Source organism: Prevotella sp. PTAC, from assembly GCF_013166535.1.
GTDB lineage: Bacteria > Bacteroidota > Bacteroidia > Bacteroidales > Bacteroidaceae > Prevotella.
This window is the reverse complement of record NZ_JABKKK010000004.1, coordinates 122,282-141,089: the sequence shown is the minus strand read 5'-3', so window position 1 is coordinate 141,089 and position 18,808 is coordinate 122,282. Positions and strand designations below refer to the sequence as shown.

Annotated in this window: 13 protein-coding genes; 5 read left to right on the top strand and 8 right to left on the bottom strand. The window is 49.5% G+C overall.

All coding sequences use genetic code 11. From position 1 onward, the window contains the following. Positions 1 to 114: 114 nt before the first annotated feature. Positions 115 to 1,668 (top strand): right-handed parallel beta-helix repeat-containing protein, encoded by a 1,554-nt coding sequence (locus tag HPS53_RS04165; RefSeq protein WP_172204575.1) that lies wholly within the window; start codon positions 115 to 117, stop codon positions 1,666 to 1,668. A gap of 58 nt (positions 1,669 to 1,726) precedes the next feature. Here HPS53_RS04165 and HPS53_RS12695 read toward each other — a convergent pair whose 3' ends face one another. The 3 genes from HPS53_RS12695 to HPS53_RS04155 all read right to left on the bottom strand — a co-directional run bounded on the left by HPS53_RS12695 (position 1,727) and on the right by HPS53_RS04155 (position 5,184). After that, positions 1,727 to 1,852, bottom strand: a complete 126-nt coding sequence (locus tag HPS53_RS12695) for a hypothetical protein (protein ID WP_256372907.1) — start codon at positions 1,850 to 1,852, stop codon at positions 1,727 to 1,729. Then, on the bottom strand, positions 1,849 to 4,362 hold the full coding sequence (locus HPS53_RS04160; RefSeq protein ID WP_172204573.1) for a glycosyl hydrolase 115 family protein: 2,514 nt from the start codon (positions 4,360 to 4,362) through the stop codon (positions 1,849 to 1,851). The genes HPS53_RS12695 and HPS53_RS04160 overlap by 4 nt, the downstream gene beginning before the upstream one ends. A 132-nt stretch (positions 4,363 to 4,494) precedes the next feature. After that, positions 4,495 to 5,184, bottom strand: a complete 690-nt coding sequence (locus HPS53_RS04155; protein WP_216651882.1) for a SprT-like domain-containing protein — start codon at positions 5,182 to 5,184, stop codon at positions 4,495 to 4,497. A 630-nt stretch (positions 5,185 to 5,814) separates the two neighbouring features. Between HPS53_RS04155 and HPS53_RS04150 the strand changes: the two genes are divergently transcribed. Next, positions 5,815 to 6,360: a methylated-DNA--[protein]-cysteine S-methyltransferase gene (locus HPS53_RS04150; protein WP_371410534.1), complete on the top strand. Its 546-nt coding sequence runs from the start codon at positions 5,815 to 5,817 to the stop codon at positions 6,358 to 6,360. A gap of 1 nt (position 6,361) precedes the next feature. Here HPS53_RS04150 and HPS53_RS04145 read toward each other — a convergent pair whose 3' ends face one another. Further along, the gene (locus tag HPS53_RS04145) at positions 6,362 to 6,850 is read right to left on the bottom strand and encodes a DUF2269 family protein (RefSeq protein WP_172204569.1); all 489 of its coding nucleotides are present in this window, start codon (positions 6,848 to 6,850) and stop codon (positions 6,362 to 6,364) included. A gap of 287 nt (positions 6,851 to 7,137) precedes the next feature. Between HPS53_RS04145 and HPS53_RS04140 the strand changes: the two genes are divergently transcribed. Both HPS53_RS04140 and HPS53_RS04135 read left to right on the top strand, forming a co-directional pair. Next, entirely contained in the window at positions 7,138 to 8,892 is a 1,755-nt protein-coding gene (locus HPS53_RS04140; RefSeq protein ID WP_172204567.1) for a 1-deoxy-D-xylulose-5-phosphate synthase, read from the top strand. 33 nt (positions 8,893 to 8,925) lie between these two features. Next, positions 8,926 to 9,729, top strand: a complete 804-nt coding sequence (locus HPS53_RS04135) for an RNA methyltransferase (protein ID WP_172204565.1) — start codon at positions 8,926 to 8,928, stop codon at positions 9,727 to 9,729. An 85-nt stretch (positions 9,730 to 9,814) separates the two neighbouring features. On the opposite strand, the gene HPS53_RS04130 is transcribed toward HPS53_RS04135, so the two are convergent. Together HPS53_RS04130 and HPS53_RS04125 are read right to left on the bottom strand one after the other, a co-directional pair. After that, positions 9,815 to 10,189 carry a RidA family protein gene (locus tag HPS53_RS04130; RefSeq protein WP_172204563.1) on the bottom strand — a complete coding sequence of 125 codons (375 nt, stop codon included), beginning with the start codon at positions 10,187 to 10,189 and terminating at the stop codon, positions 9,815 to 9,817. Positions 10,190 to 10,559: 370 nt separating this feature from the next. Beyond that, on the bottom strand, positions 10,560 to 11,345 hold the full coding sequence (locus tag HPS53_RS04125) for an inositol monophosphatase family protein (protein WP_172204561.1): 786 nt from the start codon (positions 11,343 to 11,345) through the stop codon (positions 10,560 to 10,562). 351 nt (positions 11,346 to 11,696) lie between these two features. Between HPS53_RS04125 and HPS53_RS04120 the strand changes: the two genes are divergently transcribed. Next, positions 11,697 to 12,656: a hypothetical protein gene (locus HPS53_RS04120; RefSeq protein ID WP_172204559.1), complete on the top strand. Its 960-nt coding sequence runs from the start codon at positions 11,697 to 11,699 to the stop codon at positions 12,654 to 12,656. A 424-nt stretch (positions 12,657 to 13,080) separates the two neighbouring features. Here the strand turns inward: HPS53_RS04120 and HPS53_RS04115 are convergent, their stop codons facing one another. Beyond that, positions 13,081 to 16,350 (bottom strand): glycosyl hydrolase, encoded by a 3,270-nt coding sequence (locus HPS53_RS04115; RefSeq protein WP_216651881.1) that lies wholly within the window; start codon positions 16,348 to 16,350, stop codon positions 13,081 to 13,083. A 174-nt stretch (positions 16,351 to 16,524) separates the two neighbouring features. Continuing rightward, a complete protein-coding gene (gene scpA / locus HPS53_RS04110; protein ID WP_104370359.1) occupies positions 16,525 to 18,672 on the bottom strand; it encodes a methylmalonyl-CoA mutase in 2,148 nt (715 codons plus the stop codon). Between the last annotated feature and the right edge of the window lie 136 nt (positions 18,673 to 18,808).

Genomic DNA, 18,808 nt, shown 5'->3' with positions numbered 1-18,808 from the left:
ACTTCCAACTTCATATTCTTTTATGCGCTCATATCGGATAGTTTTCCTTATCTTTGTAGTTCATTACGAAAAACAAACCGATAGGGAACAAACTGCAAAAAACATCAAAAGACAATGAACGGAAAAAGATTTTTAGGCATTATCTGCACCTTATGCTCCGTATTGAAGGCCGTAGCGACAGACTATTACATATCGCCCGAAGGCAACGACAATGCAAACGGGCTGACTGCCGAAAACGCAATGGCGACAATCGGAGCTGCCGGAAAGAAAGTAAAAGCCGGCGATGTGGTCTACATCATGCCAGGAACATATATCGTACGGGAGAGCGACATATCGAAAGAAGAAAGTTCCGGACCCTACAAGATTATCTTCGACATGAACCAAAAGGGTACGGCAGACAAGCCCATCCGCTTCATCGGACTTACAGATGCCGACGGCAAACGCCCAGTTTTTGACCTGTCGGCCGTAAAACCGGCCGGCTACCGTGTCACGGCCTTCCTCGTAAGCGGTCAGTATCTGGTGTTCAGGAACTTTGAAGTGACAGGCATACAAGTGACAATCACAGGTCATACCCAGTCCGAAAACTTCCGGATCACCAACGGGTCGCACAACACTTTTGACAACATTGCCTGCCATGACGGCATGGGCATAGGTTTCTATCTGACAAGAAACTCGTCGTACAACCTGTTCGTCAACTGTGACGGATACAACAACTACGACCCTATATCCGATATAAGCAGCAAGACCGGAATGGGAAGCGGCGGCAATAACGACGCCTTCGGATGCCACGTGAACAAGAACAATCCGGGAAACATATTCATAGGATGCAGGGCCTGGAACAACTCGGACGATGGTTACGACCTGATAAATTGCCACTCGGCCACCGTTTTCGCATATAGTTTCGCATACAAGAACGGATACGATGCCGAAAACGTGAGCCGTGGCGACGGAAACGGATTTAAGGCGGGCGGCTACGGGATGTCAGGCGACAAGACACTGCCGGAAGACGGCGCTCCGATGCATGTCGTACATCACTGCATAGCCGTAAGCAACAAGTCGAACGGCATATATTCTAACCATCATATAGGCGGCATTGACTTCCACGACAACACATCGTACAAAAACAACCGTTACAATTATTCATTCGTAAACCGCAGGGGAACGGCGGCGGAAGACGCCGTTGACGTGGACGGATACGGGCATATCATAGAGCGAAACCTATCCGTTGGCACAAAACATGTAACCTCACTAAACGGAGCCGACGGGCAGAACACGATAGAAGACAACTCGTTTACATGGGCAAACAACCTATGGATGAACAATAATATGACGGATACGGCATTTGAAAGCACAAACATCACTGACCTGAAAGCACCGCGCGAGCCAGACGGGACTCTGTCGGAAAAGACATTAATGTTTCTGAGGCCGAAAGAGTTTTCTGTCTACGGATGTGATATGGACGGATATAAGGAAGCTGTGGAAAAAGCAAAAAGGACATCGGGAGCCGAGATTAATACCATAACCGGAATAGAGAACATCGCAAACAGTAATACTGTCAGGACACGCCAAGGACAGAAATACTACCTAAACGGACTGAAAACCAACCGGAACACCGGGCACAGGGTTTTCAAAAACGGATATAACGGGCATGTCATCATCATCCGGTAAGGACTCTTGCCGATATCGGTATTTGGCATATAAATAAATCAGCGGAAACCATAAGTTTTCAAATTATGATAAACGGAGACACAGAGCCTATGTGATCCAAAGGATTTGTGATGTCGTAAGGCATCATGGGCAATGCCACGGCAAAGGCAGCCAACGCCGACAGGCCTGTTTTCATTATCTTCATAAAGCCGGCCTCACAGGTAAAACATAGAACGGACGATTCGGTTTACTGTCTATCATCCACTGGTCTATCACCACATGGTTATCAAGAGCTTTGACAGTCAGAGTATGGCGGCCTTTGGTTAGTTTCACTTTTGTGGTGTTGAGAGCCTGTCCACGCATCACGTTCTTCTTCCATTTTTCAGACCTGAACGGTTCTTTGAGTGATATTACTACCGGTGTCCCTCCGTCGATGCTCACACTGTACCGCAGGTCTCCACGGTCATTTGGCTGCGTGGAGATAAGAGCTGTATATAAAGTGGCCTCGCTTTCGAACGGCCATTCAAACTCATACGTGAGCGAAGCCTCCTTCGGCAACTGCACGGCGTTCATGCTATGGCCGAGCATCTGCGTTGGAACGACACCCGATGACGCCGACCGATAGTCGCAAGCGTTGCGTACCACTACGCCATCCATATCGGAATAAGGCATCGAAACGTAAGAGGTGTAGTCGGGAGCGACGGCCGCTTCCGGCATAAACGGCAATAACGGAGGGAAGAACACGTACAAATCGCGCGGCGCACTGTTCATGCTTCCTTTCCACTTGCCGCCGGACATAGTGGCATTGTAATGCTCTGTCAGTCTCTGTATCTCTTGATAAGCGCCCATGCTTCTCGCCGCATGCACAGACGCCTTGGTCTCACGGTCGAGCATCGTGCGGTCTGTCTGCCCCAGATAAGGTGCGCGGGCACGCTGGGCCTCAATCATTTTCACTGCCATTGCCGATGCCGACAGTACCGGATACTTGACAGCGGCAAAATAAGCGTCGAGCAGTTCGGGACGTATTGTCTTCTCCACTTCATTGACCGTGCGGCATACAGCGGCATAATCGGCCAGGTAACGTTCCTGCTCGTCGCCGAAAGCCGTCGCGCCAAACTCTGTATCGGTCACCTGCGAGCGGCCGCGCGGATATGTCTTCTTGTCCAGTTCGACCTGCGTCCACCCCATGTGCTCGGGCTTTCGTATGCCGCACAGGCGGTAGAACTCTGTCATTGCCGGCAACAAAGCGGTGGCGGCATCGGCTCCGAACTGCTCGGCAAGCCAGTTTTTCAGATGTTCTTGCAGTGTAGACGGAGACACGCAATCAATGTCCCATGCCATGTCGAGAAAGAGGGAAAGGTCGTATGCCGCCACCTTCGGGTCATGGACGTTCACTATCCACAATTTGCGCGCATTGTGATCATACGCCTGCCGCATCTCGCAGTACACCAGTCCGGGCTGCGTGGTGGTGAGCCATAAATAATCGTGCGGACGCCCCCAATAGCTCAGATGATAGTAAACACCGGCTCCTCCTTTGCGCTTCTGTTGCTCCTCATCGCTCAGACGTGTAAGATATCCGTAGTTGTCGTCACACCACATAAGCGTCACATCGTCGGGAACGCGTAGTCCGTTCTCCATTATTTGGAGCACCTCTTTATACGGGACAAACACCTGAGGTATGCTCTCCACATCCTTATCGATATGTTTTCCGAGCATTTCGCGCTGGTCGTCTATCACCTGTTGAAGTGCCTCGGTCTTCTCTTTCATCGTCTTGACACCCTCCATGGAACCATCGTGTATGCCTCGCATACCGATGGTATACAGTTTCTCAGACCCTTTCACCTCGCGAAGACGCTCTATCCAATAATCCTGCACGGCCTTGCGGTTGGTGATATAGTTGTAGCGGCCGCGCTCGGCTGTGTTCCACTCAGCCACATTGTTACGCAACAGCGGTTCGCAGTGCGATGTGCCGACGGCAATATCGAAACTGTCGGCCATCTCCCTGTTACCGGGAATGGTGAAAAATCCCGGCGTACCGGTATGCATTGCCGGCCAAACGGCGTTGGCACGAAGGCGGAGCAACAGTTGGAACACACGCTTGTTGGTCTTCGGCCCTATATTCCATAAACGCCCGCCCGGTTCGTAATTATACGTGCTCCACGGCCTGAGGGTCCAGTCCTCATCATTGAGGAACACGCCGCGGTATTCCACCGAAGGACTTTGAAGCGTATTGAAGCCGTCGGCTATGACAAGCCTGGATTTCTTTTCCGGCACCACATCGCCCCACCATATCCACGGCGACACTCCCGCCTTGCGTGAAAGTTCGAGCAACCCGTATGCCGTGCCTCGGCCGTTGTTTCCAACCACATAGACCTTACCGCCTGAAACGGAAAGCGAAAAACCGTCTTTACGACCCGCAAGCTCGTCAACGGGCACACCGGCAGACATAAGTGCCTTCTTCACCGATACCGTGGCCTTGTCAAGCTGTACGATGCTTATCGTAGCCTTGTCTGCCCGCACAGCCTCCGGCAGGCAACCGACAACCTGCCTTATATCGTCACGAAACATAGATATGGCCTGTTCCACCACCGGAGACACCTTGCCTGACACTGAATAGCGGACACCACTGTCACTATCGCCCCACACAAAATCGGCGGCAAACGACGCAGCGGCATTCAAAAACAGGATAGCCGCAACATATAATTTTTTCTTCATTAAAATCAATAGATTGTTTGTTATTTAAGCAACGGTTATTTATTATAAGTAGTTATACACCGCAAAATTAAGGATTTAAGGCATCACGCTCTTGTATTTTAGTACAATAATCGGTAAAATCGTACAGATATTTCATCTCATTTTCCACATTATCTCTTCTCCCCTACACTCTATCTTCTTCGCGTCAGCCAGATGACCGGCTATATCGGCAGCATCAAGATAGTGCACACGCAAGGCCGACGAGCGAGGGAAACGACTGAAAAAAACATCGTCGCTCATGTACAGGTCTACCGACCGGACCTCTCTCACACCCGACACCCTTTTACAATACTTCAATATGCCGCGAGAGATATGAGGCAAGACCTTTATACCCGTCCTGCCGTCATGAAACGAAAGCACGGCGACGACATGCCAACAAATACGCCCCGAGGCGGCTCCATCTTGCCGGACGGCTGTCGAACGGTGGGAAATCGAGATGTTCCGGCCGTATTTCTTGTTTATGTCGCCCATCATTTGCCTGAACAACCGACCGTGAACCGATGTGTCTTCAAGCCTGTTTATACATATATGATAATGTATCATCTCATGAATGATGATGTCTTCGAGTTCTCTTTCGGTAAGGTCGAAACAAGTACTTATGCGAAGCACAAAATCATAGCAAACGATTTTACCGAACATGGTCCTGCGCTTCTTGAACGTGCAGGCACCGAGAAAAGTCCTTGCCCTGCTCAAGCGGATAGGAAGCCTTGGCAGCCGACCATCAAAGATAAGCCTGTTGAACTCATCGAACTTACTCTCTATATACGGTATTGTCGCTATCATGTGGATTTTGCTATTGAACCATGCCGGTAAGTATACCATACTTTCGGCAACCACAAAATTACATCTTTATTTCTTTTCGCCAAACCGTTTTCCAGTATTATTTGACCTGACGGGTATTATTTGTTACACTATAAATCAATAATGACACTGCAACGCCATGATTTAACATTATGATAAATATATTTACAAAACACATTTCATATCTCGACTGTTTGAAATTTTAAAATCACAAGGCCGCAAATATCGTCGCATTTCAAAATTTACGCAACATCCTGTATACCAACACAATACAAAAGGCCGTCATTATTCCAGCCGCGGTCAGTGATCCGGCGTGTGCATTTAGTATACTGATTGCGCTGCGTTTAGCGTCCCGTTGCTCTCCAATCAGCGGCTAAACGCATCGCAATTACCTTCCAACCGCATTACAACGGGATGCCCGTTGCAAAAAAAGAGGTGCAAAACTCTCCGTTCACCACTTCCGGAACATAATAATATAGCGTGCTGTATATCGTATAGCCGTTCTGGTTCATGATTTTAGAAAGTGTTAAATTCGTGACTTTTTCACTACAAATAGTTATCTTTGCATACGTTATCCGCAATTTAGCGGATATGCCAAAACCGGAAAATATGATAACAGAGAAAAAGAACATAACGGTCAAGCAACATAATACGCCGTGCGGCAGATTGATACTTGGAGACTTCGATGGACTGTTGTGTCTCTGCGACTGGCTGACGGGAAAACATCGCGAACGCACCGACATACAACTGAAAAAGACACTGAAAGCCGATTTTAAGGAAGGTACCACGCCCGTCATAGAGGAAGCTGCGAGGCAGATTGACGAATATTTCGCAGGAAAACGCACCGTGTTCGACATTCCGATGCTTCACATTGGCACCGATTTTCGGAAAAGAGTATGGGCAGAACTACTGAACATTCCATACGGCACCACCATCTCCTACGGACAACTGGCACAGCGCATAGACATGCCGGCGGCCGTGAGAGCGGTGGCAAACGCCAACGGCGCAAATCCTATTTCCATTATCGTGCCATGCCACCGTGTCATCGGCAGCGACGGGACGTTAACCGGATACGGCGGAGGACTGACGATAAAACAGGCTCTTCTTGCGCTTGAAAAAGGGAAAACGGCGGCAACACTGCCTTTCGACGATATTTAATCTATCGCTTCTTATTCTTCCACGGCTTGAAAACGGAGATGAAAACAGCAATCAGCAGCAAGCATATCTGTATTAAGCCCCACAATGATGATACGGCGGCATTATCGTAATACTGCTGCGGATTGTCAACATATCCCGACAGTTCATGTACATTTCCTTTTACAGCCGGCCCAATGACGAACGTCCCAATCAGTATCATGACAAGCGCAAGCATCCACTTTGCGGCTATCCACTTATGCTTGAAGAACCCCCATTTCGTCCAAAGACCATATATCAGGCCCGTGAGTAAACAACCGAACACGCCGACATAAATCAATAAGTTGTCTGTCACGAGAATGGCAAGGGCAAGCATATACATCTGGTCGGCGCCATCGGGAGCGATAAACCACTTCATCACATTCATGCAAAAAGCGCACCCGATCCATACAACAGCGCACAAAACATGCAGCGTTTTCAGCCATTTAAGGCCTGTGGCATTGATTGTTTTCATATCCGTAGATTGTTTTTTATTTAATACTTACTGTATGTACATTCCATGATAGCGGTATGACTCCCGCCTTACAAATATAAGAAAAATTATCGATTCGCACACTTTTACACCCAGTTTCTTCCAATCACGATAAATTTTATGCGATAAACGGACATCAGAAGTGGCACCATAAAGCCGAAAACGTAATATTGTTGTCTCTTTCCGTAAACGATATACACATCTAACGGAGGTTTATTATTACCTTTGCAACCGATAAAAAGACAATAACAGCATTCAATTTGACAAATATGTATTTAGAGAAAATCAACTCTCCGAAAGACATTAAATCGTTTTCGTTGGAACAACTGGAAATACTGGCCGACGAAATACGCAGCGGAATACTTAACAGAGTGAGCAACCGAGGCGGACACGTGGGTCCCAATCTCGGGATAACCGAGGCCACAATTGCGCTCAACTATGTGTTCGACGCACCGGAAGACAAGTTTGTTTTCGATGTATCGCACCAGATATATCCGCACAAGATGCTCACCGGACGCGCGTTCGGATATACCGACAAAGCACGGTTCGGTGAGGTCTCGGGATACAGCAGCCCGCTCGAATCGTCGGTATACGACTGTTTCGAGATCGGGCACACGTCAACTTCGGTGTCGCTCGCGACTGGTCTGCAGAAAGCACGGGACATACAAGGCGGCAAAGAGAACATCATCGCCATAATCGGCGATGGCAGCCTGAGCGGAGGAGAGGCGTTCGAGGGTCTTGACACGGCATCCGAACTGAACACCAACATCATCATCGTGGTGAACGACAACGAGATGAGCATAGCCGAGAACCACGGCGGTCTTTACTCCAATCTACGTCTGCTGCGAGAGACAAAAGGACTGGCAGAGCTTAATTTCTTCAAGACTTTCGGCTTTGAATACATGTATGTTGAAGAGGGAAACGATATCGGACATCTCATAGCGGCGTTCAAAAGCGTGAAAGACACACCACACCCGACAGTGGTACACATACATACCGAAAAAGGACACGGATACTTGCCGGCAACGGAGAATAAGGAGGCGTGGCACTGGCACATGCCGTTCGACATATCGACAGGAGAACTGAAAAACACAGGCGGCGGCGAGTACATGCCCGCCCTGCTGGGCGAATGGCTGCGGGAGGAAATCAAACGCGACCCGAAACTCGTGTGCATAGCGGCTGGCGTACCGGCATCCATAGGATTCGGGCCTAAAGAGCGCGAAGCGGCCGGACGGCAGTTCATAGACGTTGGAATTGCCGAAGAGCAGGCGGTGGCAATGGCTTCTGGAATGGCGAAAGGCGGAGTACGCCCCGTTTTCAGCACACACGCCACATTCATACAGCGTACTTACGACCAGCTGGCACAGGACCTGTGCGTAAACGGCAACCCTGCCGTAATCAATGTGATAGGCGCGTCTATCTTCGGCATGAGCGATTTTACACACATCTGTTTCTTCGACATACCGATGCTGAGCCACATTCCTAACCTGGTATACCTCGCACCAACCACATACGAGGAACTTATAGCGATGGAGAGCTGGGCCATCAGGCAGGAGAAATACTCCGTGGCGATACGTGTCCCGGAATGCGACGTGGCACACAGCGACGAGGATTACGACACTGATTACAGCGAACTGGACCGCTTCAAGATGACAAGACGCGGCAAAGACGTGGCTATAATAGCTGTAGGAGACTTCTACCAAAAAGGAGAGAACGTGGTAAACATGCTGGAAGAATACGGCATAGACGCCACGTTGATAAATCCACGCTATCTGACGGGAGTCGATTCGGAGATGCTCGACAGCCTGAAAGCCGACCACAGGCTTGTAGTCACGATAGAAGACGGATGCACAGACGGCGGATTTGGCGAGCGGATAGCCGGATTCTACGGCGCGACAGACATGAAGACGCTTCACTTCGGAGTTAAAAAGGCTCTCTACGACCGCTATGACGTGAACGAATTGATGAGAGACAACCACCTGACCGATGAGCAGATCGTGGCCGACATCAAAGAGATAATCTGACAACGGCCGGACAAAAAGCACATAACGGTACCAATGGAAATAATCGAAATAAAATCACCGGAACATCCGGGAGTTGAGGTTTTCAGCACACTAACCGAAGCACAACTGCGCAACCGCATCGAGCCGGACAAGGGTATATTCATCGCCGAGAGCCCTAAAGTGATAAAAGTGGCACTCGACGCCGGTTACGAACCGCTCGCCTTGCTATGCGAACGCAGGCATATCACAGGCGATGCGGCAGAGATAATAAAACGGTGCGGAGACATCCCGGTATATACCGGCGACCGGGAAATCCTGGCTGGTCTCACGGGGTACACCCTCACCCGAGGCGTACTGTGCGCCATGCGGCGGCCGAAAGACCGCAAGGTGGAGGACATCTGCCGCACGGCGAGGCGCATAGTGGTGATAGACGGCGTAGTGGACACAACCAACATCGGAGCTATATTCCGCTCGGCGGCCGCATTGGGAATAGATGCCGTGCTGCTCACTCCAGACTCGTGCGACCCGCTCAACCGCCGTGCCGTGCGTGTTTCTATGGGCAGCGTATTTCTCGTTCCGTGGACATGGCTCGACGGTGGAATAGCATCGCTCGGCAGTCTTGGCTTCAGCACAGCCGCCATGGCACTGACCGACGACTCTATTCCGATAGACTCGCCAACACTGGCATCTGTCCAGAGGCTTGCCATAGTCATGGGAACTGAAGGCGACGGACTGCCGGAAGAGACAATCTCGCAAGCTGACTACGTGGTACGCATACCGATGTCTCACGGTGTCGACTCACTGAACGTAGCCGCCGCGGCGGCAGTGGCTTTCTGGGAGCTTAGAGCAAAAGGGTAATTCCCGGGGAGTTTAGAGGTTAAAAAAAAGTTCAGGAGGCTGTCAGAGGATTTTAAGCTCCTCCAAAAATCATCCTTAGCTCCTATTATTTAATGGCGATACACTCCACCTCCACGAGTACACCTTTTGGCAAGGCTTTCACCGCCACGGCAGAACGGGCGGGGAACGGCTCGCTGAAAAACGTGGAATAAACCTCGTTCATAGCGGCAAAATCATTCATGTCGGCCATGAATACTGTTGTCTTCACTACATTTGCAAGTGTCAGTCCGGCGGCTTCCATCACACCGGCAGCGTTTGTGAGCGCCTGTCGGGTCTGCTCTTTAATTCCGCCTTCAACAACTTCTCCGGTGGCCGGGTCGAGAGGTATCTGCCCGGAAGCGAATACCATGCCGTTGGCCTCTATCGCCTGACTGTAAGGGCCTATCGCCGCAGGCGCTTTTTCTGTGTGCAATACTTTCATTGTTCTTTCGTTTTGATTGTTCGTTTATTACTGTTCCGAATGCAAATATAATAAGAATATCATAAAAAGGCTTCGAATGAAGCCTTTTTTATTTTCTATATGTAAGCGATGAAACATCCTATGAAATACAGCCGGATACCGGTTGAAATGCAATCAGGCGCAAAATGCAAGCCAACGGAATACTAATAAAAATGCTATCGGATTGCCGTCGAGCTTCATTATACATACCATTTACGACCATACTTCCAGATAGAAACAGGACGTTTTATTTCATCAGGGGGAACAAGGGCATGCCACACCTTCGCCATTGGACTGCGACACATATCTGACGCTCGGTTTACAGCGATGAAGAAAAGTATGATACAATACGTTAACCAATATTACGCTTCACTATATCGGTCAGAGTGGCGTGGTTGGAAAGACTGTTACCTGCCACAACACCGCTTGGGCACGTAAAAGTAAGCGGTTCACCATACAGATTTGTGATAACGCCACCGGCCTCGGTGACTATCAGCGAGGCTGCGGCAAAATCCCACGGACTAAGCAGATACTCGAAATATAGCTCGCAACGGCCCATGGCTAAATAGCACAACTCCGGCGCACATGCACCGAAACGACGTATATCATTGCATTTGGAAAATGTCTCACGGATGATATCCGAACACAAACCGGCATATTCTTTATGGTATACGGGCAGGGCTGTACACATCACAGAGTCGGCAAACGGCCTTCCGGAAACAGAGATGCGATGTCCGTTGAGATAAGCCCCTCTACCCCGCTCTGCCGAGAAAAGCTCGCCTGTCATAGGAAGACAGACAACTCCAAGCTCTATGTCGGCATCATGTTTGAGTGCCACACAAACGGCACACTGGGCTATTCCGCGGCTATAATTGGCCGTACCGTCTATCGGGTCGATAATCCATGTATACTCATGCGACGTGTCCCACATGTCTTCCTCCTCGCATAGGAAGCCGCTGCCGGGAAGCAACGCGGCCAGTCTGGCACACAGAAAATTTTGTACTGCGACATCGGACGATGTCACAATGTTTGAGTATCCTTCCTTGCACGAGACCTCAAAAGTATCTGTCCGCATCAATCCGGCTGCCTCTCTGACCACATCAATAAGGATATCCAATGACGGTATGTTTCTTTCCATATCATTTATATGTTGCTGATAAAATATGACAGCTGCACTGCCACCGTTTAAGGAAATAACGTTCTGCCGCGCAAAATATTATCACGTCTGCCTCTTTTCTTGTCCAATATCATGCCAACAGGCCCACAATGCCATGCAATGAAGCCACGGATTGAAATATTTTGCTTAACTTTGCTACTGGAAAAGATAAAACCATTTGCTATCTTTTATGGAATTTCCACTTGAAAGTATTTTTTTAACTCAGATATCGTATACAGCATGCAACCAAATAAAAAGTATTTCTTTTTAATTACACTCATATTGCTATCCCGACTAAACTCATTCGGGGAGATATTTAATACATCCAAATGTTTGGACTTATTATGCGCTCCTCAATATATCGATCAAATCAAGGAAGACGCTCGTTTTGAAAAACTATGTTCCGATTCTGTTTTTGCCTCCAATGTCGCATACGTTAATTCAAATTGCAACGCATCGAAACTCTGCAATCTATATACTGAACTTAATGGAGATAAAAATGATGTTTCACAATGTCTGTCCGTTATTCAGCACTTAGACAGTCTTGCCCACAATATTGAATGGGCTAACAGTATTTTATCCGTTCAGCCCCAACTATCCTATGTCTTACAACAATTAGTCGACAACGGATATTCGGAGTATTGGGATAACACTATCTATCCAAGACTGAAATCACATATTGACAATTATGATTTGAACCAGGACTTGCTAAATGCCGCAAACAATAGCCTGAATGATTTTTTTCTTCCAGATTCCCTACCTGACATCCAATCCAAAATATTCATTTTAGATATAAAAAATGCTTTCAACCTTTCAGATGAATCATTTTGCTGCACTCCTTTGATTCTTGACCATGAAATAGAAAAGCAGTTGAGATTAAGTTTTATGAATATCTATATTCATGAAAATTTGCATAACCTTTACCTTTCACCCGAACTAATGACAAAATTACGCGAGCTTGACAACGATGCTTTTTATAGAGATAAAGAAGATATTGCCCAAAGACATAGTGAGGGCAGAAACGAAGCTTTTATTGTTGCGGCGGAAGTATATATTTCCAATAAATTAGGACTACGCGACAATCAAAGTGTATACGATGAATTTTCACAATACGTTGATGGCAGCCTTGTATTAGCACCTATCATTTATGTCTATCTATCAGACAGGAACCACAATGAATCTTATAATGATTTCCTTTTACGGTTATTTGATAAAGGAATTTTGAAAACAGGGATTATTGAAGCAAATTATAATAATGCCATGAACACAATCCTATCTCAAAGCAACAAATAAGCGTATTTTCGCTCTGCATAACCACACAAATCTCATCTGTTTTTTCTGTGATTTTGAATATTGAATCCATATCACTAGTGTCCCGTTAAAATTGTGAATCGGCCGCATAACAAGCTATATATCTGAGTAATACAAACAATTTTAAGGTAAACCGATTTGATTTCGAAACTTAACCCAACTAGCATAAGATGTTATATAAGTGCCTGAATATCAAGAACGGTATTCCGAGAATTTGAGCTCAGATGATACTTCGCGATTTTAACGGGACAGCAGTGAATCCATATAGTTCAAAAAGAACAGTAGGTTCTATCGTCAGGCATTCCGGACAGTTTCAACCATGGCATAAATAAAAACGGTTTGCACTTGAAATAAAAAACTATCTCCGTGCAAACCGTCATTACGCATGAAACTCAGACAAGCATATTTACCTGCCGCCATATTTCCTAATCACCACTTTCCCAACAATACCGCTCGGTTGAAGCCAGTCTGTCCGTTTCAGAAACTCAGGAAAAGAGAACGTCACCCGCTCGCTCTCGGGCAGCGACGCATCACCTATGACACGATTGACTATCGAATTGGCGCACACTATTTTTATATCATTCGTTCCCGGGCGCAACAATCCGGTTATATCCGTCTGCCACGGAGAGCACCACACCGTACCGGCATCCGTTCCATTCACAACCACACGAGCCACGGCATTCACCGATGGCAGGCATAGCACTGTACGTGAAAAAACGACCGCACGGGATGCAGGTCCGGTAGCCTGAGGCTCCACAAGAAAAGTACTGTCCATGTCAACTTCCGTCGAATATACAGCCTCGCCAGAGTAATAACGTATACTGTTGTCGGCACTCTCTGTCCAGTCGGTAAGTTCGTGGAACACGACCGGCTTTTCCGGCCCGCCGAGTTTGGGGTCGAACGTCACTGTCCAAGGCTTTGTCAGAACCTTTGTCATCGGCTGCTCATTATGAGCCGCCACGGTGTTAACCGTCTGTAGTGCATCGCCTGACGAAGCGACGATAAAGACTGTCTCTTCCGGTTGCAACTCCAACAGGACACGGTTTGATGCCTGCGATTTTCTATCGGCAACAAGCCACGTGCGAGTAAGGTCGACAGGATGCCACAGTTCGATGTTACGATGCGCCGTGCCGAGCGACACACTGTCACGGAACACGCCCGTGCCACGATTATATACGAAGTAAATATCGGCCTCCGGCGTGTTTCGCTGAGAGAAATAGACTTTCTCCGTCGGCGTGTTGGCACTACGTAAAGAAATCTGAGGAGAGATTTTTTCTGCGGCAAGAGCATTCCTTATGTCGGCTTCCTGCGATGCCGCCATCGTAGAAAGGGGGTACACGTTAGGCAGTGAGAAAAGGCGGTTCAGCACGCGCTCATAATCATCATCACATGCACCGAACATCTTTGCAACACGCACGAGGCTCTCCCTGTTCGCGCATACTGGCACTCCTTGCACAGCCATATCGGCTATCTTGGAAAGTGCCGCAGGCGAGACAAAAGTCTCATTCTCTATTATAATCATCCGGTATGCCGTGCCACTCTGCGTGAGCACCTTTCTATCATCGGCGCGCATGGCGGTTAAAAGGGCGTCGGTGGTGAACACGTCCCAGTCATATCCCTCGGGCATGGCAGGCAACTTATGAGACAAGAGTTTTACGGGAGCATCGTCGCCGACATACAGACATAATGTGACTGCGGCATCGCCCTGCCTCAACATATCGGCACACCGTGCCTGATAGTCCCAGAACGGGCGGCTCATCGGCCACAGTGTATTGTTGCGGTTGAGGCAGTACTGACGGCCATTGGCTGTAGAGCCTGGAAAACGGTCGAGCCAGGGCTGATATGCCGATGCGCAAACGACAAACTCGTTGTTACCCATGGAATAAGCAAAATCTGCCAAAGATTTGAGCTGTGCGAAACTATGGCGATAGGTGGCGTCGGTGAATGCCTCGGCCGATGCGATACGACGGCCATACAGATGCGCGGCCGACGAAGCTTCCTTGATGTCGTATCCGCCTGTCGTCTGGTATGCCCAGAACTCTCCCTGCGGCTTGACGACACGCCCTTTCGACTGTATGTTATCTCCGGCAATGGTCAGCGCGGCTCCGATGGCCTGTGCGGTAAATGTCACTCCCGCAGAGGCGCAGAGGCTGTCTATCACAGAATAGAAATTATCCGAAATCAAATCTGCAATCGTGCGGCGGAAATCATACAGCACCTTATCACTCTCGAAACGCGAACCGACAAGGCGTCCGCTGACGACAGGAAGCCAAGGGATGATTTCATACCCCCTGCGACGACGGAACTCGGCGGCAAATCCGGCCGTCCAGTTCTGCGCTCCCGCCTCATGGCTGTCCATGACAAGACCGTCGGGCTTCACTCCGGCAAGACCCAACGTATCGCATACGCGCTTGAAAAAACTCTCCCATTGCAAGCGGGCGGCAGCGGCAGACATGCGGTCGCACTCCAATCCCGACATTCCCTTCCGGCCATGCTTTGTCTTCGCTCCCGTAGGTACATGACCGAAACGCATTATCCGCCAGCGACCGGACGGCACTTGCCAACGCAACGTGCCGTCGGCAGATGCATACGATGATATGTCTCTTATCTTTTTGAAAGAGATCCCTTTATCGCCTGAGATTTTTGGCACTTGCCGGTAATCGGCAAACTCGGGTCTGAAAGCGGCTTTTACCTCCCAATTATCTACCGTTGGAGACGATGAAAGACAGGCGTTTCCGAACATAAGCGACGACGGTGCGGTACCCGGAACATTCCAATCATGCAGGCTTATCCTGAAAAAACGGCCTCTCGCAGCGGGAAACGCCACTGTTATTTGGTCGAACTTATACCCCATCGAACGGTAAAGGGGTGGTATTGCACAAACCTTTTCATAATGTATTCCGTCGTCGGAAACTTCCAAATCGCCTATCGGCGGCAACTCCACATATCCCGCTCCGGTGAAAGACGAACCGGGAATACACGGCGTGGGAATGGCACATGTGGCTGCCTTCCCGCGGCCTTTGGTACGGTAAGAGAATGTACGGGCTGTGAAGACACGGCCGAAATCGAGAGTTATCACAGTCCCGTTCTCCGTTATCTTCTGCAACCCTCCTGTCTTGTCAAATAGCGAAATGGCATCTACCCCGGATTTATTTACACGTATTTCAGGCTTCAACAGGCGGGTGTCGGCAATCTCATCATCGGGAAAAGCAAGCACGGCTATACCCTCATAATGCGGCATCGCTACTGCCGGCAACACGATATCACGCTTCCCGTCAGATGTAATCAGCGTGTCGTCATACGTAATCCGACGCATGGCGTTCTCAGGGGTAATCCACGGACCGCCCGCCACATATCCGTTGCTGATGTTCAATTCGAAACCAAGCCCGAGACGACGGGCTTCCGAAGCCGCGAATTTAAGGTCGTCCCACCATTCGGGCGAGAACACGGCCGATGCCAAATCGCCCTTGCCATGCACCTGATCGTAGTATACCACACCGCCGACGCCTTTGTCACTGAACGCTTCGAGGTCGGCCGTTATTCCCTCACGGGTGGTTGCCGTCTCGCCATGGAACCACCAAACTTTCGTGCGTGCCTCATCGCCCGGCCGCACAAACCTGCTCCACAGTGAGTCAACGGAAAAGGCATCGGCATGCAACGGCATAATAAATGCCATACAAAAGAGAATCTGGCTTACAACAACAGTTTTATTCTTCATTATACTCTTATATATCAATAAGTGGCAAAACGGATCCTGCCACACACATCACAGAAACAGAAAAGGCGGAAAAGAAACGAACATGTTTCGTATCGTTTCATTCCCGCCTTACGGTTGTATAACACTAAATGATTATTCTTTGTCGAGCAATATCTTCATCATCTCTACCGCGGCCTTGGCAACCGAAGTGCCCGGGCCGAAGATTGCCGCTACTCCCGCCTTGTACAGGAAATCATAATCCTGAGCAGGTATTACACCGCCCGCAATCACCATGATATCCTCTCGGCCGGCTTTCTTCAACTCTTCAATGAGCTGCGGCACAAGCGTCTTATGGCCGGCGGCAAGTGACGACACGCCTACAACGTGCACGTCGTTCTCTACAGCCTCACGGGCTGCCTCCGCCGGGGTCTGGAACAGCGGACCCATGTCTACGTCAAAGCCGCAGTCGGCATAGCCTGTAGCCACCACTTTCGCACCGCGGTCGTGTCCGTCCTGACCCATCTTAGCCACGAAGATACGAGGACGGCGACCCTCTTGCTTGGCAAACTCCTCCGTGAGCCGGCATGCCAGCTCAAAGTCACTGTCGTTTTTACTTTCCGATGAATACACTCCTGATATTGTTCTGATTACTGCTTTATAACGACCCACGATCTCCTCGCAGGCATCACTTATCTCCCCGAGAGTACAACGCAACTTGGCACACTCGATGGCATGCGCCAACAGGTTGCCGTTTCCAGTACGGACACACTCGGTAAGGTCGGCAAGAGCCTTGCGGCATGCCTCCTCGTCGCGTGAAGAACGTACCTTTGCAAGGCTCTCTTCCTGCTGCTTGCGCACCGCCGTGTTGTCGACTTCAAGAATGTCGATGGGATCCTCATGCTCAAGACGGTACTTGTTTGTACCCACAATGGTCTGCACTCCGCTATCGATACGGGCCTGGGTGCGGGCTGCCGCCTCCTCGATACGCATCTTCGGCACTCCTGTCTCGATGGCTTTGGCCATACCTCCGAGTTTCTCTATCTCCTGAATATGCTCCCATGCCTTGTGGACAAGCTCGTTCGTGAGGCTCTCCACATAGTAAGAACCGGCCCACGGGTCTATCTGCTTGCACACCTTGGTCTCATTCTGGATATAAATCTGAGTGTTGCGGGCTATACGTGCCGAGAAGTCTGTAGGCAGGGCGATGGCCTCATCGAGCGCGTTCGTATGCAGAGACTGCGTATGTCCGAGCACGGCGGCCATGGCCTCTATACACGTACGGCCTACGTTGTTGAACGGGTCCTGCTCCGTAAGCGACCAACCCGAAGTCTGGGAGTGTGTGCGCAATGCGAGCGATTTCGGGTTCTTGGCTCCGAAACTCTTGACAATCTTTGCCCACAGCAGACGTCCGGCACGCATCTTGGCAATCTCCATGAAGTGATTTACACCGATGGCCCAGAAGAAAGAGAGACGCGGCGCAAACGCGTCGATATCGATACCTGCGTTCACTCCTGCACGGATATAGTCCATACCGTCCGCAAGAGTATATGCCAACTCGATATCCGCGGTGGCTCCCGCCTCCTGCATGTGGTATCCGGAGATTGATATTGAGTTGAACTTCGGCATGTTCTGTGACGTGTACTCGAATATATCGGCGATGATTTTCATTGAGAACGCAGGCGGATATATATATGTGTTGCGCACCATGAACTCTTTGAGTATGTCGTTCTGTATTGTTCCGGCCATCTCTTCGAGCTTTGCCCCCTGCTCCAATCCTGCCACGATATAGAACGCGAGGATGGGAAGCACCGCTCCGTTCATGGTCATCGACACTGACATCTTGTTGAGCGGAATACCGTCGAAAAGCACTTTCATGTTCTCCTCGTTGCAGATAGACACACCGGCCTTACCCACATCGCCCACCACACGTTCGTTATCCGGGTCGTAACCACGGTGTGTCGGCAGGTCGAACGCCACGGAAAGCCCTTTCTGTCCCGACGCAAGGTTGCGGCGATAGAAAGCGTTGCTCTCCTCTGCTGTCGAGAATCCGGCATACTGACGGATCGTCCACGGACGGAAAGGATACATCATTGAATACGGACCGCGCAAGAAAGGCGGTATTCCGGCCGTGTAGTCAAGGTGCTCCATGCCTTCCAAATCCTCTTTTGTATAAACAGGCTTAACCTCGATATGCTCCGGTGTTTTCCAGTTGGAGGCGATACCGTTGGCTTTCTGCCAATCGGCGCCGTCGGTCGCCTTTATTCCGGCGTAAATATCTATATCTTTAAAATTCTTTCTCATGATCTTTTATTTTTTAAACGCAAATACGACAATCGCAACTCAAATATGGGTCTGCCGACATGGCAACATCCGCCAATCCGGTGACAGGTACGTAGCTTCGGATAATAAATCCTTGCGTCATGAGTGGCTGTCCATC